The 22870-nt window shown below is 69.3% G+C and carries 15 protein-coding genes; 10 read left to right on the top strand and 5 right to left on the bottom strand.

From position 1 onward, the window contains the following. The first annotated feature begins 76 nt into the window (after positions 1-76). From POL67_RS36625 to POL67_RS36605, 5 genes are all read left to right on the top strand, one after another. On the top strand, positions 77-1405 hold the full coding sequence (locus POL67_RS36625) for a cation:proton antiporter (RefSeq protein WP_271925277.1): 1329 nt from the start codon (positions 77-79) through the stop codon (positions 1403-1405). Further along, positions 1402-2769 carry a cation:proton antiporter gene (locus POL67_RS36620; protein WP_271925276.1) on the top strand — a complete coding sequence of 456 codons (1368 nt, stop codon included), beginning with the start codon at positions 1402-1404 and terminating at the stop codon, positions 2767-2769. The genes POL67_RS36625 and POL67_RS36620 overlap by 4 nt, the downstream gene beginning before the upstream one ends. Positions 2770-2835: 66 nt before the next feature. Then, on the top strand, positions 2836-4011 hold the full coding sequence (locus POL67_RS36615; RefSeq protein WP_271925275.1) for a TFIIB-type zinc ribbon-containing protein: 1176 nt from the start codon (positions 2836-2838) through the stop codon (positions 4009-4011). Between the two features lie 71 nt (positions 4012-4082). Next, positions 4083-5495 carry a M16 family metallopeptidase gene (locus POL67_RS36610; RefSeq protein WP_271925274.1) on the top strand — a complete coding sequence of 471 codons (1413 nt, stop codon included), beginning with the start codon at positions 4083-4085 and terminating at the stop codon, positions 5493-5495. Continuing rightward, the gene (locus POL67_RS36605) at positions 5492-7108 is read left to right on the top strand and encodes a M16 family metallopeptidase (protein ID WP_271925273.1); all 1617 of its coding nucleotides are present in this window, start codon (positions 5492-5494) and stop codon (positions 7106-7108) included. The genes POL67_RS36610 and POL67_RS36605 overlap by 4 nt, the downstream gene beginning before the upstream one ends. 62 nt (positions 7109-7170) lie before the next feature. On the opposite strand, the gene POL67_RS36600 is transcribed toward POL67_RS36605, so the two are convergent. Both POL67_RS36600 and POL67_RS36595 read right to left on the bottom strand, forming a co-directional pair. Beyond that, positions 7171-7785, bottom strand: a complete 615-nt coding sequence (locus POL67_RS36600; protein ID WP_271925272.1) for a hypothetical protein — start codon at positions 7783-7785, stop codon at positions 7171-7173. A 52-nt stretch (positions 7786-7837) separates the two neighbouring features. Then, on the bottom strand, positions 7838-9259 hold the full coding sequence (locus POL67_RS36595; RefSeq protein WP_271925271.1) for a DUF6600 domain-containing protein: 1422 nt from the start codon (positions 9257-9259) through the stop codon (positions 7838-7840). 237 nt (positions 9260-9496) lie between these two features. Between POL67_RS36595 and POL67_RS53870 the strand changes: the two genes are divergently transcribed. Together POL67_RS53870 and POL67_RS36585 are read left to right on the top strand one after the other, a co-directional pair. Beyond that, entirely contained in the window at positions 9497-11068 is a 1572-nt protein-coding gene (locus POL67_RS53870; protein ID WP_271925270.1) for a thrombospondin type 3 repeat-containing protein, read from the top strand. A gap of 2 nt (positions 11069-11070) precedes the next feature. Then, a complete protein-coding gene (locus tag POL67_RS36585) occupies positions 11071-12777 on the top strand; it encodes a tetratricopeptide repeat protein (RefSeq protein ID WP_271925269.1) in 1707 nt (568 codons plus the stop codon). Between the two features lie 4 nt (positions 12778-12781). Here POL67_RS36585 and POL67_RS36580 read toward each other — a convergent pair whose 3' ends face one another. Together POL67_RS36580 and POL67_RS36575 are read right to left on the bottom strand one after the other, a co-directional pair. Continuing rightward, complete coding sequence (locus tag POL67_RS36580) at positions 12782-16258, bottom strand: Npt1/Npt2 family nucleotide transporter (protein ID WP_271925268.1); 3477 nt, start codon at positions 16256-16258, stop codon at positions 12782-12784. 172 nt (positions 16259-16430) lie between these two features. Then, a complete protein-coding gene (locus POL67_RS36575; RefSeq protein WP_271925266.1) occupies positions 16431-17330 on the bottom strand; it encodes a 1,4-dihydroxy-2-naphthoyl-CoA synthase in 900 nt (299 codons plus the stop codon). Positions 17331-17579: 249 nt separating this feature from the next. Between POL67_RS36575 and POL67_RS36570 the strand changes: the two genes are divergently transcribed. Both POL67_RS36570 and POL67_RS36565 read left to right on the top strand, forming a co-directional pair. Continuing rightward, complete coding sequence (locus POL67_RS36570; protein WP_271925265.1) at positions 17580-18722, top strand: hypothetical protein; 1143 nt, start codon at positions 17580-17582, stop codon at positions 18720-18722. After that, positions 18722-19531 (top strand): MXAN_2562 family outer membrane beta-barrel protein, encoded by an 810-nt coding sequence (locus POL67_RS36565; protein WP_271930958.1) that lies wholly within the window; start codon positions 18722-18724, stop codon positions 19529-19531. Before POL67_RS36570 ends, POL67_RS36565 begins: the two co-directional genes overlap by 1 nt. Before the next feature lie 6 nt (positions 19532-19537). Here POL67_RS36565 and POL67_RS36560 read toward each other — a convergent pair whose 3' ends face one another. Next, the gene (locus POL67_RS36560; protein WP_271925264.1) at positions 19538-20356 is read right to left on the bottom strand and encodes a hypothetical protein; all 819 of its coding nucleotides are present in this window, start codon (positions 20354-20356) and stop codon (positions 19538-19540) included. A gap of 75 nt (positions 20357-20431) precedes the next feature. Here POL67_RS36560 and POL67_RS53865 point away from each other — a divergent pair, with 75 nt between their 5' ends. Then, a complete protein-coding gene (locus tag POL67_RS53865) occupies positions 20432-22870 on the top strand; it encodes a pentapeptide repeat-containing protein (RefSeq protein ID WP_271925263.1) in 2439 nt (812 codons plus the stop codon).

The following is a 22870-nucleotide window of genomic DNA, read 5'->3' as shown; positions in this document are numbered from 1 at the left end:
ACGTGCGGAACGCATGCGTGTTTGGGCGCGCTTTCCGCAGGCCAAGCCGCCGATCTTGGCTGATACTCCCCAAGTGATGCCCCCCGATCGGCTCCGCATCGTCGTCGGCCTCGCGGCCGCGCTCGGGCTGGCCGTGCTGCTCGCGCAGCCGAAGGTGAAGGCGCTCGAGCAGCGCTTTGGCGTCACCGTCCTCATCTCCGCGGGCGTGCCGTTCCTCGCGATGGGCGCGATCTTCTCGCTCGACAGCGTGGGGATTCTGACGCCCCAGGTCCTTCTCGACCTCAAGCCCGCGTTCGAGTTTGGCCTCGGCTGGGTCGGGTTCGTCGTGGGCTTGCACTTCGACGTGCGCAAGCTCGACGCGCTGCCTACGTCGCTCGGCCCCGTCATCGTCCTCGAGTCCGTCGTCCCCATGCTCACGACCGCGGGCCTCTGCGCCATGGCGCTGCTCGGCATGGGTGTGCCGTGGGAGCGGAACGCCTTCGCGCGGGATGCGCTCGTGCTCGCGGCCTGCGCGGCGCCAAGCGCGCCGATCAGCATGGAGTTCTGGGAGCGCCGCGTCGGTCGCAAGGCCGCGCGCATGATCGACGAGGTCACGAGCCTCGACGAGGTCACGGGCCTCGCGCTCCTCGGCGTCGTCGCGATCCTCTTCCGCCCCGAGAACGACACGACGCGCTGGGTCTTGCCGTCGTCGGCGTGGTTGCTCCTGACGCTCGGCCTCGGCGGCGTGCTCGGCATCCTCACGTACGTCCTCCTGCGCGGCGCGCACAACGCGGCCGAGGAGCTCACGCTCTTGCTCGGCGCGGTGGCGCTCTCGGCGGGCGTCGCTGGTTACCTCGCGCTGAGCGTCCCCGTCGTCTGCGCGATCGCGGGCGCCCTGCTCGCGAACCTCCCGATCCGTGATCTCGAAGGTTTGAAGAAGACGCTGCTCGACGTCGAGCGCCCGATCTACCTGATCTTCCTCCTCGTCGTCGGCGCGACGTGGCGGCCGCTCGAATGGCAGGGCTGGCTCCTCGCGACGGCGTTCGTCCTCGCGCGCGTCGCGGGCAAGCGCCTCGGCGCGATCTGGTCGAAGCGCGTGGGACCGAAGGAGCTGCCGAGCGCGCGCATGCTCGCGCTCGCGCTCGCGCCGCAGAGCCCGAGCTCCATCGTCCTCATGGTCAGCGCGGCGACCCTGTACCACGGCTACGGGCCCGAGCGTGTTCGCTGGGCCATCAACGCCGTCCTCATCGGCGGCGTGCTCACCGAGGTCGTGGTGCGGATCCTCGAGTGGCGGCGCCGGCGCACCGGCGTGGATCTCACCCCGATCCCGCCCACGCGTGTGCAGCCGCCGGAGCCGCCGAAGCCGCAGGCCGACGCGGCCCCCGTCCTCTCGACGACGCCGACGACCCCGGAGGGAAGCGCGTGATCCGCGCGGCGATCGTCCTCGCGCTCGTCGCCGGCATCTCCTTTGCCGCGCGCTCCTTCTTGCCCGCGGATGCCACGATCACGGGCTCGGGCGCGGCGCTCGCGTTCGGCTTCCTGCTGATCGCGGCGATGCAGACGGGGCACATCTTCCACGGCCTCCGGCTGCCGCACCTCACGGGCTTCATCCTCTGTGGCGCGCTCTTCGGCCCCGAGGTGCTTCGCCTCATCACGCCGTCGATGCTCGGCGACCTCACGCTCGTGAAGAAGGTCGCGGTCGGGCTCATCGCGCTGAACGCCGGATGCGAGCTCAACTTCGCGCGCCTCCGCCCGAAGATCCGCAGCATCGGCCTTGTCTCGATTTTCGGCCTCCTCACCGAGTTCGTCCTGCTCTTCGGGTTCTTCGCGTTCGTCCTCGGGCGCATCGAGTTCACCGCGGAGATGACCTCGGCGCAGCGCCTCACGGTCGCGCTCATCTGTTCCACCGTGCTCTCCGCGCTCTCGCCCGCCGTCGTCATGGGCATCCTCAAGGAGACACGCGCGATCGGCCCGCTCAGCGAGATGTGCCTCTCGATCGTGGTGCTCGCGGATCTCGCGGTCGTCGTGGCCTTCTCCTTCACCGAGTCCGTGGCGCGCGCTGTGTTTCCCCCCGAGGCCACGGCGAGCGGCGCTGGCTCCTCGATCTTCGGCGCCCTCGCGGTGCACATCTTCGGTTCGATCGCGACTGGCATCGCCGTAGGGCTCGTCTCGGCGCTCTACATCCGCCGCGTTGGTCAGCGCATCGGGCTCTTCGTCTTCGCGGTCCTCTTCGTCGTCGCCGAGATCGGCGGCGCGCTGCACCTCGACCCGCTGCTCGTCGGCCTCTCGGCCGGCCTCTTCCTCGAGAACATCAGCCCCGTCAGCGGCCACGAGGTCATCCACGAGACCGAGGTCGCGGCGATGCCCACGTTCGCCGTCTTCTTTGCGGTCGTGGGCGCCGAGGTCCACCTGCACGCCTTCTTCACGGTCGCGCCTTACGCAGCCGTGGCAGCGCTTACCCGCGCGGCGGGCATCTTCGCCGGCGCGCGCTTCGGCGCTCGCGTGGCCAAGGTCGATCCCGAGGTCGCGGCCCGCATTCCCTTCGGCATGTTCCCGCAGGCCGGCGTCGCGATCGGCCTCGCGAACCTCGTCGCGAACTCGTTCAAGCCTTGGGGCCAGGCCGCGTCGACGCTCATCCTCGGCACGATCGTCATCAACGAGATGATCGGCCCCGTCCTCTTCCGCATGGCCCTCGCGCGCGCTGGCGAGATCGGCAAGAAGCGCGAAGGAAGCCTCCTCGATCTGCCCTCGCACGCCCCCACGCCCGAGGCCGACGTCGAAGCCACGTGACACGTTGCTCGCGCGCGTGGTCTTTGCGGCAAGCTTCCTTGTAACATCGGAGCTGGAGGACAAGAGGTGACGAGCGCATTCGATCCGGGCCCTTCGGGCGACACGTTCCCGTGCGGCCAGTGCGGCGCGAAGCTCGGCTACGACGCGGGCACGCAGGCCATGAAGTGCCCCTATTGCGGCTTCCAGCAGGCCGTCCCCCACGGGGCTGGGGGCCACGTCCGCGAGATCCCGATCGAAGAGGGCATGCGCCTCGCCGCGCGTGGATACGGTACGCCGGTCGCGCAGGTGAGCTGCCGCGAGTGTGGCGCGACCGTCAACGTCCCCCCGGGCGAGCAGACCGCGACGTGCACCTTCTGTCGATCGCATCAGGTCCTCGCGCAACAGTCCGCGGGCACGGCGATCCGCCCCGAGTCCGTCGTGCCTTTCAAGGTCGACAAGAACAGCGCGAACCATCGCTTCGAAGAGTGGCTCGGCTCGCTCTGGTTCCGCCCGAATGACCTGAAGAAGATGGCCAAGGTCGAGGGCTTCGCGGGCGTGTACGTCCCGTACTGGACGTTCGACGCGCGCGTGGACTCGTCGTGGACCGCCGAGGCCGGCTACCATTATTACGAGACCGAAACGTATACGGACGAGCAGGGCAACCGGCAGACGCGGCAGGTGCAGAAGACCCGCTGGGAGCCTGCGCGCGGCCGTCGCACCGACACCTTCGACGACGTGATCGTGTGCGCCTCGAAGGGGCTGCCCGAGAACCTCGGGGACAGCTTCCGTACCTTCAACACCGGCGAGCTCACGCCGTATCGCCCCGAGTTCCTCGCGGGCTGGCGCGCCGAGGCCTACGCGATCGATCTCATGCCCGCGTGGGACACGGGGCAAACGATCATGGGCTCGACCCAGTGGAGCCGCTGCCGGAGCGACGTCCCGGGGGACGAACAGCGCAACCTGCACGTCGACAACCACTTCTCGCACGTGACCTTCAAGCACGTGCTCTTGCCCGTGTGGATCGCGGCCTATCGGTACCAGGACAAGCCCTTTCAGTTCCTCGTGAACGGACAGACCGGCGAGGTGATCGGCAAGGCGCCGTATTCGTTCTGGAAGATCTTCTTCTTCGTCCTCTTCCTGGTCGCCGTCGTCGCGGGCATCGCCGTCGTCATGAATGGCCGGACGTCGAAGAGCTCCTCGTCGTCGGACGCGCGCACGCCCGCGAGCTTGCCCGCGAAGGCCCCTTCGCGAAGCGGTCGCTAGGTTCTTCTCTCCGCACCCAAGGCCGCGCTCGCCGCTTGCAATCGCGGGCCAAAGGGGCACGCTCTCCGGCCATGCGATCGATCCGTCCTCCCCTTCGAAGGCGCCGCGTGCGAGCCGCGGCGCTCCTCGCCTCCGCGCTCGCGTTCGCCGCGCCGCTCGCCCTGCCTGCGTTTGTCGCGACCGCTCACGCCGAGCAGAAGGCCGAGATCAAGGTCCCGTTCGAGAAGTACAAGCTGTCGAACGGCCTCACCGTGATCCTGCACGAGGATCACGCGCTGCCGCTCGTCGTGGTGAACACGATGGTAAAGGTGGGCTCGCGCTTCGAGGAGCCGAAGCGCACGGGCTTCGCACACCTCTTCGAGCACCTCATGTTCATGGGCACGCGCCGCGCGCCGCCCAAGATGTTCGACACGTGGATGGAGTCGGAAGGCGGCTGGAACAACGCGTGGACGAGCGAGGACCGCACGGACTACTTCGACGTCGGACCCGCGCACACGCTGAAGCTCCTGCTCTGGCTCGAAGCCGATCGTTTCTCCTCGCTCGCCGACGAGATGACGAAGGAGAAGCTCGACGTGCAGCGCGAGGTCGTGCGCAACGAGCGGCGGCAGCGCACGGAGAACGAGCCTTACGGCAAGGTCGAGCTGCGGCTCCCCGAGCTGCTCTTCCCCGCGGATCATCCCTACCACCACCCGGTGATCGGCTCGCACGAGGACCTGCAGGCCGCGACGGTGGACGACGTGAAGGGCTTCTTCAAGCGCTGGTACGTCCCGAACAACGCCTCGCTCGTGGTCGCGGGGGATTTCTCGACGGCCGAGATCAAGCCGGTCATCGAGAAGTGGTTCGGCTCGATCCCGTCGTCGCCCTTGCCCGCGGCGCCGCAGGCGAAGCCCGTCAAGCTCGACAAGGTCGTGCGCGAGACGCTCACGGACAAGGTGGAGCTCGGCAAGGTCGTGATGGCCTGGCACAGCCCCGCGCGGTACGCGCCGGGCGACGCAGAGCTCGACCTGCTCAGCGTGATCCTCACGGACGGCAAGGCGAGCCGGCTTTACAAGGCGCTCGTCTACGACAACCCCGTCGCGCAGGAGGTGTCGGCGTACCAGGCGTCCGGGGATCTCGGCTCGTACTTCGTGGTCGAGGCCATCGCGCGCCCGGGCGTGACGCTCGACCAGCTCGAAGCCGCGATCGACAAGGAGCTCACGAAGATCACGAGCGAGGCCGCGAGCCAGGCGGAGATCGTGCGGGCGAAAAACCAGTACGAGACGGGCTTCGTCTCGCGCCTGCAGTCGGTCACCGCGCGCGCCTCGATGCTGAACCAGTACGAGACGTACGTCGGGGATCCGGGCTTCGCCGAGAAAGACCTCGCCCGCTACCGCGGCGTCACGCAGGAGTCGCTCCAGCGGACCGCGAAGAGCACCCTCGACCTGAACGGCCGCGTGATCATCCGCGTGGAGCCCGAGAAGAAGCCTGCCGGAGGTGCCCCGTGAGGTTTGCCAAGAAGTCGGCCTTCCTTTCGCTCGTCGCGCTCACGGCCCTCGCCGCGTGCGGCGCCGAGCCCCAGGTCCAGCCGGTCGATCCGACGAAGAAGGAAACGACCCCGCCCGTCGCCGAGGCGAAGCCTGCGCCGCCTCCGGTGGACCTGCTCGGCCCCAAGCCGGAGCTTCCGCCAAGCCGTCCGTTCACACCTCCTGCTGTCGAGACGTTCACGACCAAGAACGGCCTCTCGGTGTGGCTGGTCGAGAAGCACGGCTTGCCGCTCGTGTCGGCGGTGCTCGTCATGCGCGGCGGGTCCTCGGCCGATCCGGCGAACCTGCCCGGCCTGATGCACATCACGACCGACATGCTCGACGAAGGCGCCGGCAAGCGCAGCGCCGTCGAGGTGTCGAGCGGCATCAACGACCTCGGCGCGACGCTCGCGCTCGGCACGAGCGCCGATGCGAGCGTCCTCTCGCTCACCGTGCTGAAGAACAACTTCAACGCGGCGTTCGGCATCTTCTCGGATGTGGTCGCGCGGCCGCACTTCGACGCGAAGGAGTGGAAGCGTGTCTCGGAGCTCTGGCAGAACAACCTGAAGAAGCGGTCCGACGAGCCGATGAGCGTCTCGCGTGTGATCAACGCAGCGGTGCTCTTCGGCCCGGAGACGCCCTACGGCCACCCCGCCGACGGCTTGCTCGAAGCGGCGGCGAAGGTCGATCTGCCGACGGTGAAGCGCTTCTACAAGGAGAGCTTCCGCCCCGATCGCGCGGTGCTCGTCGTGGCCGGCGACATCTCCCGCAAGGAGGTGACGGACATCGTCGACGCACAGCTCGGCACCTGGAAAGCGCCGCCCGCCAAGGCTGCGCCGAAGCAGGCGGAGTTCCCGGGGCCGCGCGCGGCCTCGGCGCGCCCGAAGCTCGTGCTCGTCGATCGGCCCGGCGCGCCGCAGTCCGTCATCGCGGTCGTGCGGGACGGCGTGGCCGCGAGTGACCCGTTGCTCCCGCGGCTCGAGCTCATCAACACGGCGCTCGGCGGCTCGTTCACGTCGCGCCTCAACATGAACCTGCGCGAGGAGCATCACTGGGCGTACGGCGCAGGTTCGACGTTCCAGGAGAGCCGCAACAAGGGCGGGTTCTGGGCCATCGCCTCGGTCGAGACGCCCGCGACCGGGGTCGCGCTGAAGGAGATGCTGAGCGAGCTTTCGAAGATGGCGGCTTCGGGGCCGACGGCGGAGGAGCTGGAGAAGGCGAAGGCGCAGGATCGCGCCGACCTCATGCAGACCTACGAGACCGTGAGCGGCACGGCGCGCAGGCTCGCGACGCTGGCGCGGCTCGGGCTTCCGCCCGGTCACGACAGCGAGGCGACCCGCGCACGGCAGAGCGCGACGCTCGCGGAGGTCACGGCGCTCGCGAAGACGCACGTGGATCCGACGTCGGCGACGGTGATCGTGGTGGGCCCACGCGAGGCGGTCGGGCCGCAGCTCGCGACGCTCGGCCTCGGCGAGCCCGAGTCATGGGATCCGGAGGGCAAGCCGGCGAATGCCGCCGCGAAGCCCGAGGCGAAGCCTGCGGACAAACCGGCGGCGAAGCCTGCGGACAAACCTGGCGCGAAGAAGGGCAAGTAGAAGGCGCGAGGGGGGGAAACCCAAAGGCCCGGTCGACGGAGTGTCGGCCGGGCCTTTTTCGTTCACGGCACGGTCGGGACGAAGTCGACCGGGCTCGTCGGGGCGCCGTTGTGCAGGACGCCGTTGCCGTACCAGTACACGAAGCGCGGCTGCGGGACGTTGTCGATGAGGACCTCGAGGCGGAGGATCGCACCGGGCGTCGTGCTGATCTCGATGGCGTCGATGTCCACGCCTGTATCGACGTGCATGTCGACCGTCCCCAGGGCCTCGCGGACGTTCACGTGGTCGGCGCCTTCGAAATCATCCGTCACGACAGCGTCGATCGTCGAGCTCGTGTCGACCGACATGAAGACATCGATCGGGCAAACGACGCCGGAGAAGTTCGTGTCGCAGGTCGTCCAGACCCGGTACACGCCGCTCGCGTAGTACTCGACGAACACCCCCACGCCATCGCCCGGGATCGCGTCGAGCTGGACATCGGTCTCGATGCTCATCTCCATCGGCTGCTCCGGGGGCAAACCGTTCCCGTTGTCGACGATCACCGTATCGTCATCGTCGTCGTCGACGATGATGCATCCCGTCGTGGTGCTCCCCAGGCCGACACAGGCGACGAGCCCGAGAACCGCCGGCCACACCGTCAGTGAACCAAGCTTCACGTTGCGTAGAAAAGAAGGCATCGGACGTGCTCCTGTTCGGGGGTTTCGCAAGAGGCGAGCCAAGATCCGCGAGCTACCGCCCTCGCCGAGGCGACGGCGAGGACGAGCGGGACGGCGAGGACGACGAACGGGACGGCGAGACCGAAGGCCGCGAGGGCGAGATCGAAGGCCGCGAGGGCGAGATCGAAGGCCGCGAGGGCGAGACCGACGGGCGCGAGGTCGACGTCGAAGGCCGCGAGGTCGACGTCGAAGGCCGCGACGGCGAGGCCGACGGACGCGATTCCGTCGAGGGACGCGACTCGGTCGCAGGCCGCGAGGGCTTCGGCGAGGAGACGGCTGGCCTCGAAGGCGAAACCGCGGGGCGCGACGGCGAGGCGCTCGGCGTGGACACCTCGCCGCGGCCGCCGCGCGGGCTGACCTCGCCGCGCGGGCTGCGATCGACGTGCACGCCACGACCCTCGGCATGCGCGCCCGGGGCCCTGGAAACGGATGGCGAAGCGACGAGCCCGCGCGACGGCGCCGGCATCGTCTTCGCTTGCGCCGTCGTGCTGCGACGCGAATAAGCGGCCGCGCGCGCGTCGGGCGCCGAACGTTTTTCCGGGGCGGCTCCGGAGGGGATCTTCGCCTCGGCGAGCGTGGGCGAAGCCGGGCGATACGACGAACGCGCGTGCGCGCCGCCTCCGCCGCCCGCCGAGGGTTGGGCCGGACGATACGGCCGCGAATGCGCGCCAATGCGGCGGACGATGTCGCGATCCCGCACGACGTACGTGTGCACGTGGCGATGGAAGACGTAACTCGACGGGCAGAACACGAACGCGGACGACGGCGTCACCCACACGTTCACCGCGGAGCCGCTGAACCAGTACCAGGACGGCGCCATCGGAGCCCAGCCGACGTAGCCATAATCCGTCATGCGCCACGTGACCCACGCGGGGGCATACACGCGGCCCGGGATCCAGCCCCAGCCGCGGCCGCCGATCCAGGTCCAGCGACCGTAATGGAACGGGATGTGGCCCCAGTCGTAATCGCTGACCCACATCCAGTTGCTGTCGACGTCGAGCTCCCAGTGGCCCGCCGTCTGATAAGGCGCGAAGTCAGCGCCGACGACGGTGGCGCTCGGCACCCAGATCGTGCCGTACGTCGCATCGTCCACCCACGTGCCGTAGGCCGCGAGCGGCTCGCGGAAATCGTTCAGCGCGGCGGGATCCGTGTCGACGTATTCGTCGCCTGACACCGTCACGCTGACCTGCGCGTCCACGGCTTGCGTGGGCTGGAAGCCGTCGGTGTTCGGGGCTGCGGTCTCCTCGGGCGCGTCGCTCGTCCAGCCCTGCGGCAGGCCCGCGGGTGTATCCGCTTGGACGGCCAGAGGTGTGAACGAAAGTGCTGCCGCGAGGAGCGACAGCGCGATGGAAGTGAAGCGACGCCCTGGCAAGGCGGGCCGGGGCGCGGGTCGATCGGTGCGGGGCGACGTCTCGGCAAAGCGCATGGCGTTCATGATGATGGGACCTCGTCGAAGCAGTTGCCAGAGCGGAAGCGCTCGTCGCTACGGTCTTGCAAGCGTCGTTCCGCTTCCTGATCCTTGGACGGGCCAGGGCCCGGATCGTTTTCGCGCCGCGTGATCCAGGCGCGAGGGGCGCTCCCGGGGTCGGGGCGCGAACCGGATTGCGCGGGATCTTCGCTTGGATGCAGGTCCCAGTTCCAACGGGCCCGGCAGTGCATGTAAGGTGGCCCCGTGCGTGCACGGCAAGGATGGGCAGGGCTCTTCGCGTTTGCGATGGGCTTTTCCCTCGCGGGCTCCTCTTCGGCCCAGGAAAACAAGGCCCGTCTCGACGAGGGCATCCGCATCGACCAGCTCCAGCCGGCCTCGCCGGAGAGCCCCTTCCTTCGTGCGCTCGGGCCTCACGAGAAGGGCGCGAACACCATCGAGTTCGCGTTCGGCCTGTCGCTCGACTACGGCATGGGGCTGCTCAAGGCCGTCACGATCGACGGGCAAGGCGTGGAGACCGTCGCAGCGACGCCGGTCCAGAACGCGCTGCTCGCGCACGTCGGCGGCTCGATCACGCCGCTGCCCTGGCTCACGGCGGATCTCGCGCTCCCCGTCGGGCTCTTCATCAACGGCGACCTCCAGCAGCCGTTCGACCGGTACGGCGTGATCGTCCGTCAGCCCGAGACGTTCGGCGTCGGTGATCTGCGCGCGGGTCTGCATTTCCGTCCCATCGATACGAAAGCGTTCACGTTCGTCGCGGGCGCGAGGTTCTGGGCGCCGGTCGGATCAACGGCGTCGTTCCTCTCGGACAAGAGGCTTCGCGCCGAGGTCGATCTCGGCGTCGCGAGCGAGAAGGGCTCGTTCCGGTGGGGGTGCACGGCCTTCGTCTCGCCCTTGTTCTTCATCGACGTGGCCGGCTCCGACGGCGAGCGGATCGCGCTTGCTTGCGCCGCGCAGCTCCGGGCTGCGTCGTTCCTGTGGGTCGGGCTCGAGCCGAGCTTCGCGATGTTCAACCAGACGCACGCGTCCGTGGACGCGGGCAAGGATCCACCGAGCTCGATCGATCTGCAGATCGAGCCGCTTGCGTCGGTGCGCATGGCGTTCGGCGGGATGCAGATCGGCGTGAGCGGCGGGCCAGGGTTTGGCGGTGCTGCGGGCGCGCCGGGCTTCCGCGGGGTCCTGAGCTTCGCGTACGTCGGCGGTGGACGGCCGGCGCCGGTTCCGCCCAAGCCACCGTCGGATCGCGACCTCGACAAGATCCCCGACGCCGAAGACGCCTGCCCCGATGCGGCTGGGCCCGACAACGCGGATCCGAAGGAGCGTGGTTGCCCGTCGCGCGACAAGGACGGCGACGGCATCCGCGACGAAGAGGACGCTTGCCCGCAGAGCCCGGGCGTCAAGCACGCGAGCGCGGAGGCGAACGGTTGTCCGGACGTCGACAACGATCAGCTCCCAGAGCCCGTGGACAAGTGCCCGACCGAGCCGGGCCCCGCGCCCGAGGGCTGCCCCAAGTACGCGCGGCTCAAGGGTGAGTCGTTCGAGATCAAACCGCCGATCAAGTTCAGCACGGGCGATCAGCTCACGCCCGAGGGGCAGGCGGCGCTCGAGGAGATCGCGGCGACGATGCGCGCGAACCCGAAGATCGAGCAGGTCAGCGTCTCGCTCGGCACGAAGGGCGTGAGCGCGGATCTGAGCGATCGGCGGGCGCAGGCGATCATCTTCGTCCTGCGGTCGGGCAGCCTCGACTCGAACCGCTACGAGCTCGTCCTGCGCGACGATCTGCGTGCGGGCACGGTCCAGGCGCGCATCATCAAGTAACCATGGCCCGAGCGAAGGCAGTGTTGTCCCGCGGCGCGCTCGCGCTCGTCGCGGCGGCTGCTTTCTTCGGGCACGCGCGGGCGCTCAGCGCGGACTTCGTCTTCGATGATCGCGGGGCGATCCTGGAGAACCCGATCGTGCAGGGCGACCTCGATCTCGGGGCGCTCTTCAGCACCGACTTCTGGGGGCGTCCGCCCGGCGAGGGGCCGGGGACGTGGCGGCCGCTCGTGGTGCTGTCGTTCTGGCTGAACAAGCACGTCACGGGCGGGTTTCACGAGACGAACCTCGTGCTGCACGCGGCGACGTCGGTGGTGCTCGCGCTGGCGCTCGCGCGGCACACGGGACGGACCACGTTCGCCGTCGTCGCGGCGATGGTGTTCGGCGTGCTCGGGATCCACACGGAGGCCGTGGTGGGTCTCGTGGGGCGCGCGGACGTGATGGCCGCTGGGTTTTGCTGGCTCGCGTGGTTCGTCGCGGGGCGCGCGGACGAGGCGGAAGCGCCTCGTAGCGAGGTCGGGGCGGCGTTCGCGTTCGCGGGGGCGCTCGCGTCCAAGGAGTCGGCGATCGTCTTTCCGCTATTTCTTTTTCTCGCCGATCGGATCCTCTCGCCGAAAGGACGCGCGCCGCGGATCCTTTCGGCACGGTACGGCTCCCTCGTCGCCGCGGCGGGCGTCGTGATCGCGCTGCGAAGCCTGGCCTTCGCGTCGCCGCTCGCCGCGGTCGCGCGTGAGCTCCAGGCAAACCCGCTGCTCGCCGAGGGATGGGGGCCGCGGATCTGGACCTCGCTGCGGCTGTTTGGCATGGCGCTCGGCAAGATCGTCCTGCCCGTGGGTTTGTCAGCGGACTACTCGTACGCCGCGATTCTCCCGGAGCACAGCCCGTTCGTCCTGCCCGTTCTCGCCTCCGCGCTCGCGCTCGTGGGCCTCGTCGCCCTGGCGATCCGCCTGCGCCGGCGAGAGCCCTTGCTCGCGCTCGCGGCCGTGATGGTGCTCGTTCCGTGGATCGTCGTGAGCCAGTTGCCGTTCGTGCTCCCGACGATTTTTGCCGAGCGGCTGCTGTACGTGCCGGCCGCGGGTTTTGCGCTCGTGATCGCGCGGATCGGCGAGTGGATGCTGGAGCGAACGCCCGGCGCGCTCGTGGGACCCACGGCATCCGCAGGGAAGGGAAAGAAACGTGCGGCGCAGAAGCCGCCGAAGGTGGATCCGGCGCACGTGCGATCGTTCGTGCTCGTGCTCGCGCCCGTGATGCTCGGCAACATGGCCCTCGCGTGGAGCCGCGCTGCGGATTGGAAGAACGATCGGACGCTGTTCGAGGCGGCGATCGAGGTCGTGCCGAGATCGGCGCGGGCGCATCACAACTACGGCTCGGCGCTTCTCAACGAGGGCAAGTCCGCAGCGTCGATCCGGCACTTCGAGCGTGCCGCCGAGATCCTGCCGGCGTGGTCCGAGCCGCACGCGCAGCTCGGGGTGGCGCAGCTCGACGTGGGTCGCGTGCGCGAGGCCGAAGAGCATTTCCGCAAGGCCGTCGAGCTCGATCCCGACTCGACGAAGGCCGTCTTCAACCTCGCGGTCTTCCTGGCGCGCCAGGGCCAGCTCGAAGCGGCGCGGGCGACCCTCGCGCCCTTCGTCGAGCGTCACCCGAACCGAACCCGCGAGGCCGCGTTGCTGCGTCAAATCGAGGCGGATCTGCGATCCCCGCAGCGCCCCTGACGCCTCACTCGTCGTCGTCCCAGCTCCGGCGCGTCGCGCCTGCGTCGCCCTCGGGCGGCGGCTTCTCGCCCGTCGGGCTCGAGGACCTGCGCAGCCGCGCGAGCTCGGCCTCCGCCATCGAGAGCCGGCGATCAGCCTCGCGCAGACGCACGCTCACCACGCGCAAGACGCCCATCGCGATCTCGGCCGTGTCGTGCACCGCGGCGCTGAAATCCTCCCCCGACACGCGCAGGAGCTCGACGGGTTCGAGGCTCACCGCGGTTGCCGCGCGGGGCTCGCGATCGATGATCGAGGTCTCGCCGAAGACCTCGTTCGCCCCGAGCCGCACGACCTCCTTGCCCTCGACGCGCAAGCTGACCGAGCCCGAGATGATGAAGTAGAGCGCGGCGCCCGAGTCCCCTTGCCGGAAGATCACCTCGCCGCGCGGCAGGCCGAGGACCTCCGAGGTCCGCGCGAGCCCGACGAGCTCCTCGCCCGAGATCTTCGAGAGGATCGGGACACGCTGCAAAAAGAGCACTTTTTCGATCGTCGTGTACATGCCGTCTCCCGCCTCGATCGCGCTTCGCCCCGTCCGCGCCCAGTACGCAGCCCACCGCGCGACGGCCCGATCCGGATCCTTCACGAGGGCCTGGAGTTTTTCCTCCGCGCCAGCGGCCCGCGTCTCGACCACCGCGATCGCCGCGGCCTCGCGCACGAGCGGATCGGGCGCGTCGAGCGCGAGGCTCACGTCCTTCGCACACGCCTCGATCCGGTGCACCGCGACCGCTTCGAGCACGAGCGCGGCGCGGTAAGGGTCGTTCGACTGGAGCTCGGACCGCACGAAGGTCACGACGTCGTCCGTGCTCGGATGCGCACTTCCGCGAGGCAGCCCGTCGGCGAGCTCGAGGTAACGCTCGAACAGCGCGACGAGCCGCGCGCCGCGCCGGCGATCGAGCAGCGATTCGAGCACCTCGAAGGCGTTCGCCCGGAGCGAACGATCCTTGCCGAAGACGTGCGTCCGCACGCCGGCCACGACGTCGCGCGGGTAGACGAGCTCGCAGAGGCGCAGGATCCGGATGAGGCCCTTGCGCAAGCGGCGTTCCACGTGTGCGTCGAGGAGCGGGCGCGCGAGGCGCGGGCGCACGAGGAGGTAGGCGTCCCGCTCGCGCTCGTGGGCATGCGCTTCTCGCTCGATGCGCTCGCGGATCGGCTCGAGCGGCGCAGGCGGGGCACCGAGCGCGAGGCGCAGCCTTGAGGCCGACGCGAGCACCTTCTGCCGCACCCGATCGTCCGGCTCGTCCACCCGATCGAGCAGCGCGGCGAGCGCGGCGCTCGTGCCGATCCGCGACAGAAGGCGGGGGATCGCGAGCCGCACGATTGCGTCCGCGTTCGGATCCGAGAGCGTCGTCACGAGCCGCGGGATCGCGCGATCGCCGAGCGCCACGATCGCGTTCGACGCGGCCTTCCCGAGCGTGTGATCGGCGAGCGCGCCTTCGAGGAGCGGCAGGAGCTTCGGCGCGGCCACCGTCGCGGAGGCCGAGAGCGCGGCCTTCCGCACGGCGGGATCGGTGTCGGCGAGCAGCCGCGCGACCGCCCTTTCGAGCTGCGGTTGTCCGACCAAACCGAGCACGCGCGCCGCCGTCACGCGCTCGGCGGGGTCCTCGCTGTCGAGCAGATCCCGCAGCCTCGGCGCGCCTTCCAGCATGCCGCCGAGCCCGCCGTGCCGGAGCAGCGCCGCGATCGACGCGGCCCGCACGGCGTCGTCGCCGCCTCGCGTCGCGAGCGCACAGAGCTCTTCATGTGCGTCCTCGCCGAGCGCGTTGGCGAGCAGCTCCACCGCGATGCCGCGGACCTCGGGATCGGGATCTTCGAGCCGCTCGCGGGCCAGCGCCGCGGCCTCGGGGTGCCCCACGGCGCGTGACGTCCGGAGCGCTGCGGCCCGCACGCGCGCCGAGACGTGCCGCGTGAGCGTCGGCAGCGCCTCGCGGACACGCGCCGGATCGAGCTGCCGCAGCCGATCGAGGGCGAAGAGCACCTGCGGCGCGTCGAGGCTCGACAGCGCGCCGGCGAGCGCGGCCACGGCCCTGCCGCCGCGCTGGGGCATCTCCGGCGTGAGCTTGCCGCGGAGGAGCGTCCCCTGCATCGCCTCCACGTAGCCGCGCCGCACGACGAGCAGGAGCGGCAGGATCGTGAGGCCCAGCGGGAGCGTCACGTACCCGAGCTTCGCCGCGGCCGTGATGAGCGAAGCTCCTGGTTGCGCCTCGCTCGCCGAGGGGCTGAACGCGAGCAAGAGCGCCGCGCCGACGCCGCAGCCGAGGGGCTTCATGATCGCGGACGCGAGTGTCCGCACGCGATCCCTGAGCGCCGCGGGGAACGGGAAGAACAGGATCTGCAGCGTCACGTCGAAGATCGAGAACTGCAGCGCGTTGTCACTCGCCTTGAGCACCGCCGCGAGCGGCATCGAGGGGAAGGCGAGGAGCAGCACGGTGCTCGCGACGAACGCGACGGGCATCGTCGCTGCGCCACCGAGCACGCCCGCGCGATCGAGCATCCGGGGCGTGACGACGAGCTGGACGAAGAGCCCGATCATCCCGATCGCGCCGTAAAACGTGCCCATGAACCGCGCGAGCGAGTCGCGGTCCGGGTACGACGTGCGGGCGATCGCCTTGAACTGGTAATCGCCGACCGTGAGGATCGCGTAGACGACCAGGATCGTCACGGCGAGGGCGCCGACGTAGCGCGAGTTGAGCAGCGGCGTTTGGTCTTGCTGCTGCGCGCTCGATCGCTCGTCGGCGCGGCTCCGGGAGGCCGTGCCGTGCCGGCGCGCGGTGATGCGGCAAAGGAGCGCCACGCCGAGCAGCGCCGCGACGAGCACGAAGATGAGGTTCTCCGCGCCGATGATCGGCGCGATCGCGCCGGCCCCGAGGCCCGAGACGACCGTGCCTGCGATGTGCCCGGCGCCGATCAGCCCGAAGATGCGCCGGGCGCTGCGCGCGTCGTAGAGGTCCTGCGCGATGCTCCAGGCGAGCATGCCGGTCAGGTTCGCGATGACGTCGGCCCAGATCGCGAAGATCAGGTACGCGGCGCCGATGTCCTTGCCGATGAGCAGACGAAGCAGGACGTAACTTGCGGCCGCACCGATCGCGAACACCGCGCCGAAGCGCGCGCGCGGCAGCTTCCGGAGCCCGCGCTCGTAGCCGAAGGCCACGACGGCCGAGACCACGCCGTACGCCATCCACATCGGCGCGATCCACGTGACTGGAAAGCGCGTCAGGAAGAGCGCATCCCGCGCGGTGCGGCCGACGACGAGCAGCAGCGCGGACAGGAAGAGCAACGTGGACAGGAGCGCGACGCGCTCGATCTCGGCGCGGTTGAGGGCGATGCCGAGGAGCGACGACGCGGCTGCGTGGCGCGCCTTGTCCCGGTTCGTCGCGACGGTCCCCGGGCTCGGGCCGTCGTTCGGCAGGGACGTCGATGCGGTCGGGGCGGGGGGTTCGGCCACGTGGCGGAAAGGGTAGTATACCGTAGCGAGACGGTCGCCTTGGTGGTCGATGGTGGGCGCCCGGCTCCGAATGTCGGGGGGCGCCCGAGCTCGGCCGCTCGTGTCGTGGACGGCCAGGGCCTCGGCCGCGGCGGCCGCGGATACGTTTTTCAGGACGAACGAACGTGCGGCTTCAATAATGCCAGGGGAAGCGCTTGTAATCGGGTTTGCGCTTTTCCAGGAACGCGTCGCGGCCTTCCGCGGCCTCGTCGGTGCCGTAGGCGAGCCGCGTCGCCTCGCCGGCGAAGAGCTGCTGCCCCACGAGGCCCTCGTCGGGGAGGTTGAAGCCGTATTTCAGCATTCGCATCGCGGTCGGGCTCTTGCCGTTGATGAGCGCGCCCCATTCGAGCGCCACCTTCTCCAGGTCTTCGTGCGGCACGACGGCGTTCACCATCCCCATCGCCGCGGCCTGCTCCGCGGTGTAATCGAGGCCGAGGAAGAAGATCTCGCGCGCCTTCTTCTGGCCGATCTGCCGCGCCAGGAGCGCCGATCCGTAGCCGCTGTCGAAGCTCGCCACGTCGGGATCCGTCTGCTTGAACCGCGCATGCTCCCGGCTCGCGAGCGTCATGTCGCAGACGACGTGCAGGCTGTGCCCGCCGCCGACCGCCCAGCCCGGCACGACCGCGATCACGACCTTCGGCATGAAACGAATGAGCCGCTGCACCTCCAGGATGTGCAGACGCCCGAGGCGCGCCGCGTCGACCTCGCCGGCCTCGTTGCCCTCGTATTTGTACCCGTCCTTGCCGCGAATTCGTTGATCGCCGCCCGAACAGAAGGCCCAGCCGCCGTCCTTCGGCGAGGGGCCGTTGCCCGTGATGAGCACGCAGCCCACGTCCGCCGTGGTCCGCGCGTCCTCGAGCGCCGTGTAGAGCTCGTCCACCGTCTTCGGCCGAAACGCGTTGCGCACCTCGGGCCGATGGAACGCGATACGCACGGTGCCCTGGTCCACGGCGCGGTGGTAGGTGATGTCCGTGAACGAAAAACCCGGCACCTCGCGCCAGCGCGCAGGATCGAAGATCGCTGAGACGGTCATGGAATCGAGCCTCCTCGCGGCCGCGACCCTACACGTCCCCCGCAGCATCCGCCACAGGCGCCCGCGCGCGTTGCCAACTTGTCACGCGCGCCCCATCCGTCCGGCCAACTCGTCACGCGCGGGGGGCTCCGTCCGGATGGAATCGGCGTCGCGCCGCAGGATTTGCCCCGTGGCACGAGCTGTGCTCAAACACGCAGGATGGATACAGGTTCGTCGGGTCTTCGGGGGGCTTCGTTCGGGAGGCGGCGCGTGTTTCGAGGGGCGTGCGCGGCGTTATGGGTCGCGGCGGGGTGGCTGACGAGCGGCGCGGCGGAGGCGCAGACGGTGGCGCTCCAGTCGCAGCAGCCGGCCATCCGGAGCCCCGCGTCGCTGCGCCCCACGACCCAGTGGGACATCAACCGAGAGGAGTGTTTGAACCCCGACGAGACCTTCACCTTCAACCTCACGTTCACGGGATTCACGAGCTCGTATTCGTTCGAGGTATGGGGGACGACGACCGCGGGGATCGATTGCACCGATCCGATGCAACGGACGGGCCCCACAGCGCAATGCTTCAAGCTCAATCCCTCGAAGATCCCGCAGGCGAACCCCGTAAACAACACGGGGCAGGTCGTGCTGACGGCGGCGGACCTGGTGGGCGTCGATCCGGATCCCGACATCAAGGCCTGCGCAGAGAAAAACGTCACGGGGGCGGAGAAGGCGATCACGGTGTTTTTCATGCTCTTCGGCAGCGGATCCGTGGTCAGCAACGTGAAATGGACGAGCTCGAAGCTCGACCTCTGGGGGCCCGGCATGCCCACGGAGGTGTCCGTGAAGCAGGGCGACGCGAGCTTCGAAGTCGTGTACAAACGCCCCTTGGACACCGATTACGCGGGCATTGCCGTGTACTGCGCCAAAGGAAACGTTCTCCTCCCCGGCGGTGAGACCGGCAGCGGCGGCACGGGCGGGAGCGGCGGCGCGGGCGGGAGCGGCGGCGCGGGCGGGAGTGGCGGCGCTGGCGGGGGCGGCGGCGCGACGTGCACGAGCCCGTTCGTGGCGGGACAACGCCCCGATCCCACGTGGGAGCCTTGCAGCGAGTCGAACACCGTCAAGGATCTGGAGAACGGCGTCGAATATGCGATCGCCGTGGCGGCGACGGATACACGCGGCAATGTCGGACCGCTGTCGGAGGTGCAATGCGTGGCGCCCGTCCCGGTCGACGATTTCTTCGAGGTCTACCGTGATCTCGGCGGCACGGGCGGCGGTTTGTGCTCCGTCTCGGCGTTGCCTGCGTCCCGGACCGCGGGGCTCTTCGGCGGTGCGCTCGCCGCGTCCGCGGTCGCGCTCGGACTGCGACGGCGCAGGCGAACGGAAAAACGCGGGCGCAGCGCGGGGAACGAGGGGGCGTCGTGATGCGGACGAGGATGCTCGTATCGGCGCTCGCCGGGATCGTGGCGCTCTTCGCGGCCGAGGGCGCGGAGGCGCAAACGAAGCGGATTCGCGATTCGAACTGGCGGCAAAGTGAGCGCGGCAGCGTGCAGCAGGGCAGCCCCCAGCGGTTCGCGCTCGAATTCCGTTTTGGCCTGTATTATCCGGCCGTCGACGAGGAGTTCGGCGGCACCGGCCCGTACAGCAAGTTCTTCGGCGACAAGGGCCGGTTCCATTTCGGCGGCGAGTTCGACTGGCAAGCGCTGCGCATTCCCTACGTCGGATCGTTCGGCCCCGGGGTCGGAATCGGATACACCTCGGCGACGGGCAAGGCGTTCCGCGAGGGGACGTACGACGCGCCCGATGGCGCGTATTATTACGACGAGCGGCGCGTCGGCGAGACGTCGCTCACCATCCTCCCGATGCACGTCTCGGCCGTGCTTCGGCTCGACGAGCTCTTTCGCCGCACGGGTATCCCGCTCATTCCTTTTGGCAAGATCGGCTTCGGCACGGGGCTCTGGTGGGTCGACGTCGGCGAGGAGACGGCCCAGGTTGGGCCCGACGACGACCCGATCAAGGGCGTCGGGTTGAGCTACGGCGTGCACTGGGCGGTCGGCGGCATGCTCGCGCTCGATTGGCTCGGCCGCCGCTCCATGGCCGCGCTCGATCAGGAGTCGGGGATCAACCACGTGCACCTCTTCGGCGAGTGGACGAACCACAACCTCGGCCTCGGCGCGAATCAGATGAAGGTCGGCACGTCGACCTGGACCGTGGGTATCACGTTCGAGATGTGAACCGCCTCAGGGGGTTTCGAGGGCCCCGGGCGTATAGGTGAACGGCTTTCCGTTCGCGGGATCGACGAGCCCCTCGGTGTACGCCTTGATCTTGGCGTCGCCGAGGAGCTCGGACCAATGGCGGAAACGCGCCCGGGCGCGGCCGATCTCGGGCGTCTCGAGGGACCAGGCCCTCGCCCGGAGCAAGGCGTCGGCGTAATGGCGGACGAGGGGGCCCTCGGCCGCCTGGAGCCAGGTTTCCCGCGCGGATTGGAACATCTCCTCGCGCCTGCGGCGGAGCTCCTCCGACATGGATAGGAGGTTCGGATTCCCGCTCGTCGCGGCCTTGGTGAGCAAATCTTCCTCCTTGTCGCTGTAAAGCTTCACGCGCGGCGGCTCGGCGCCCGCGAGGCGCTGGCGCACGACGTCGTGGAGGGAGGCTTGCTGGATGCGCGCGCGGATTGAAAGGACACGCGGCTCGGCGCGCGTGGCGAGCGGTTCGAATTCGCCGCTGAGCGTGTGGGCGAGGGCGAAGTCGTCGTCGTACGCCTTTTTGACCTCCATGACGTTGCCGGCATAAGGCTCGATGGCCCGATCGATATCGAGCCGTCGCGGGATCCTCTTCACGATTGCGGCATACACGCAGGCGGCGTCGTCCTCGGCCTTGTTGGGCGGGCACGCGGCGTCCGGAGACGTGGCCTCGGGGCCGGGATCGGGGGCGGCGGAGGCGCTCGGGAGGACCTCCGGCGCCGCGCGTACCTGCGGCGCGCTTGGCGCGGGGGGCGCGGGCGAGCCGCAGGCCGTGACGGCGGTCATGATCGCGGCGAGGAGGACGGAGCGTCGCACGATGGGTCGAGTATACAGCTTGACGCCGCGCGCGTGCTGGGGGAACGGATTTTCGTGGGCAGCGATCTCTACGACGTGAGCATTCGATCGTACCGGGAGTGGACGCGCGACGAGGCCGAGCGGCGCGCCCTCGCGTTCGGGCCGAACATCGAGACGGTGGCGCGCTTCTTCGACGAGGACGAGCCTTTCGTCGAGGCGCGATTTCACGTGAAGAGCATCCACCCGGATGCGCCCGTCGCCTGGGATCACGGCTTCGCGGTCCGGCTCTTCGACGAGGCCGTGCTGGAATGCGAGTCGCCCGAAGGCGAGAGTTTCGGCTACGAGTGCACGCCCCTCGCCCGGGAGATCAAGACCCTCTGGAAGATGAACCTCGAGTTCGACAGGAAGAAAAAGCTCCCCGTCCTCGTCGTGGAGGTGCAGGCGAAGGTGGGCGGCAGCGGGTACAGGCGCAATCCGATGGGGGATACGGCGGAGTTCGTCGCGTTCTTGCCGAAGCGATATGCGCCGAACATCTCGAAGCTCGGGTTTTTCGCGTCGCGCGCGTGGAGTGGGCCGACCTGGCGGGAATGTGAAGACGATACGAGGACGAAACGCCCGCGGTTCGCGCAGGTGTTCCCGGTTCGCCGCTCGTTTGTCCTCGGAACGTCGGTGGAGTCCGCGATCGGCCTCGTGCCTCGCGCCGAGGGCGGCGTGTACGTGCTCACTCCGCTTTTGCTCGCCGCGGTTTCGCGGAATGGCGAGGTCACGCCGGTGTTCGAGGTCGGCGCGGTGAGCGGGGGCGCCGTCGCGAAATCGATGGCCGTGGACGGCGCGGGGAACGTGTGGATCGGCACGGCCAAGGGATTGCTCCTGCGCGAGCGTTCGGGCGAGGTGACACGGTTCGGGGCCAAGCAGGGGATCAAGAGCGCGGTCGGCGTTGCGATCACGCCGGATGGGCGGGTCTTGGCCGGAGGAAAGGACGGGCTTTTCGTCCGCACGGAGGCGGGAGGGTCGTGGTCGCTCGTCCATCCGGACCTCGAGGGCGAGGACATTCGATCCGTGCATGCCGGCGAGGACGGCACGATATGGGCGACGGGCCTCCGCTACGTGTGGAGGGTTCGTCCGGATGGAACCCTCGACAAGCTGGGCGGCCGGCAGGGCATCGGCAGCCTCCGGCATGTGATTCCGCTCCCGGACGGCTCTGCCTGGGTCATCCCCACCCTCGGGGCCGTCGTTCGCATCGCCGCGACCACCCCGAGCGCGACGCCTTGCCCGATCGCGCAAAACCTGGCCCCCGAGGGGGTTTGGGAGGGGAGCGTCACGAAAAACGGCGCTTCGGTTCTCGTCACGAGCGCAGCGCACGTCCTCCGGATCGAGGAGGGCGCTCCGCCGCGTTGCTTCGTTTTCGAGAATACCTGTGAGGCGCTCTGCGAGGAGAAGATATGGGTCCCCTACGTGTGTCTTTCCCACGAGGGGGATGTGTTCGTCGCGACGGCGATGGGGCTCTCGATCGCACGGGCCGAGGACCTCGCCGCGGCCACGCAGACGACGCCGCTCAATGCGGATCTGCCGCATTTCGCGCATATCGAGCCGATCGGGTTCCAGGCAGGGAGCCGGGAGGCGTCGGGCGGGGAGTTCGTTGATTTCAAGGGCAAGACCGTCGTGCTGACGGGCACGCTGGGGACGATGATGCGCGCCGAGGCCGAGAAGCTGCTCGTGGCGCACGGCGCGGTGCTCTCGGATTCGGTCGGGAAGAAGACCGATTACCTGATTGCCGGGGCCAAGGCCGGGAGCAAGCTGGCGAAGGCCGAGCAGCTCGGCGTGAAGGTGCTCGGGGAGGGCGCGCTCGTCGCCTTGAAAGAGGGGAAGACGGCGCCGGCCGCGAAGGCCGAGGCCAACGAAGCAAAGCCCGCGAAGGCGTCGCCGCGAAGGGATGCGGCCGATCTGGCGCGGCTGTTCCCGCTCTCCGATCAGCCTGGCGCGCCCGTGGAAAACCTCGAGCCTGGCCTCATGCGCAGCGTCGCGGCGTCGAGCGAGGCCATGACGAAGGAGCGGTGGAAGAAGATCCTCGCCAAACACAAAAAATTCCTGGATGCCGGCGGCGCGGGCGGCGTGTTCCATTCGCTGGAGGCGAGTGGCATGGTCCTGGCCGTGTATGCCGGCGCGTCTGGCGGCAAACAGGTCGATCAGGCCAGCTTGCAAAGACATCAGCTCCCGCCCGACTTCGACGCGAAAAAAGCGCACCTGCCCTGGGCGAGCGGTTGCAGCATGATCGCGGAGAAGGTGGACTTCTCCGGCGCGAACCTCTCCCACGGCAATTACACCGATGCGTTCATGGCCGGCGCGCGTTTCGACGGCGCGAACCTCGCGAGATCGGATTTTTCGCGCACGGACTTCACGGGCGCGAGCTTCCGCGACGCGGATCTCTCGGGCGCCGATTTCGAGTGCGCCGATTTGCGGGGCGCGGACTTCACGGGCGCGAAGCTCGTCGGCGCGCGTTTCCCGGGTGCGAAGCTCGACGGCGTGATCGTCTGA

The sequence above is a fragment of the Polyangium mundeleinium genome, from assembly GCF_028369105.1.
Classification (GTDB): domain Bacteria; phylum Myxococcota_A; class Polyangia; order Polyangiales; family Polyangiaceae; genus Polyangium; species Polyangium mundeleinium.
This window is presented reverse-complemented; position numbering and strand designations above follow the sequence as displayed.

What these genes read in the sequence shown, in the direction of transcription:
- POL67_RS36625 (WP_271925277.1), top strand. Translation starts at nt 77, where the DNA reads ATGCCCCCCGATCGGCTCCGCATCGTCGTCGGCCTCGCGGCCGCGCTC.
- POL67_RS36610 (WP_271925274.1), top strand. Translation starts at nt 4,083, where the DNA reads ATGCGATCGATCCGTCCTCCCCTTCGAAGGCGCCGCGTGCGAGCCGCG.
- POL67_RS36600 (WP_271925272.1), bottom strand. Translation starts at nt 7,785, where the DNA reads ATGCCTTCTTTTCTACGCAACGTGAAGCTTGGTTCACTGACGGTGTGG.
- POL67_RS36595 (WP_271925271.1), bottom strand. Translation starts at nt 9,259, where the DNA reads ATGAACGCCATGCGCTTTGCCGAGACGTCGCCCCGCACCGATCGACCC.
- POL67_RS36585 (WP_271925269.1), top strand. Translation starts at nt 11,071, where the DNA reads ATGGCCCGAGCGAAGGCAGTGTTGTCCCGCGGCGCGCTCGCGCTCGTC.
- POL67_RS36575 (WP_271925266.1), bottom strand. Translation starts at nt 17,330, where the DNA reads ATGACCGTCTCAGCGATCTTCGATCCTGCGCGCTGGCGCGAGGTGCCG.
- POL67_RS36565 (WP_271930958.1), top strand. Translation starts at nt 18,722, where the DNA reads ATGCGGACGAGGATGCTCGTATCGGCGCTCGCCGGGATCGTGGCGCTC.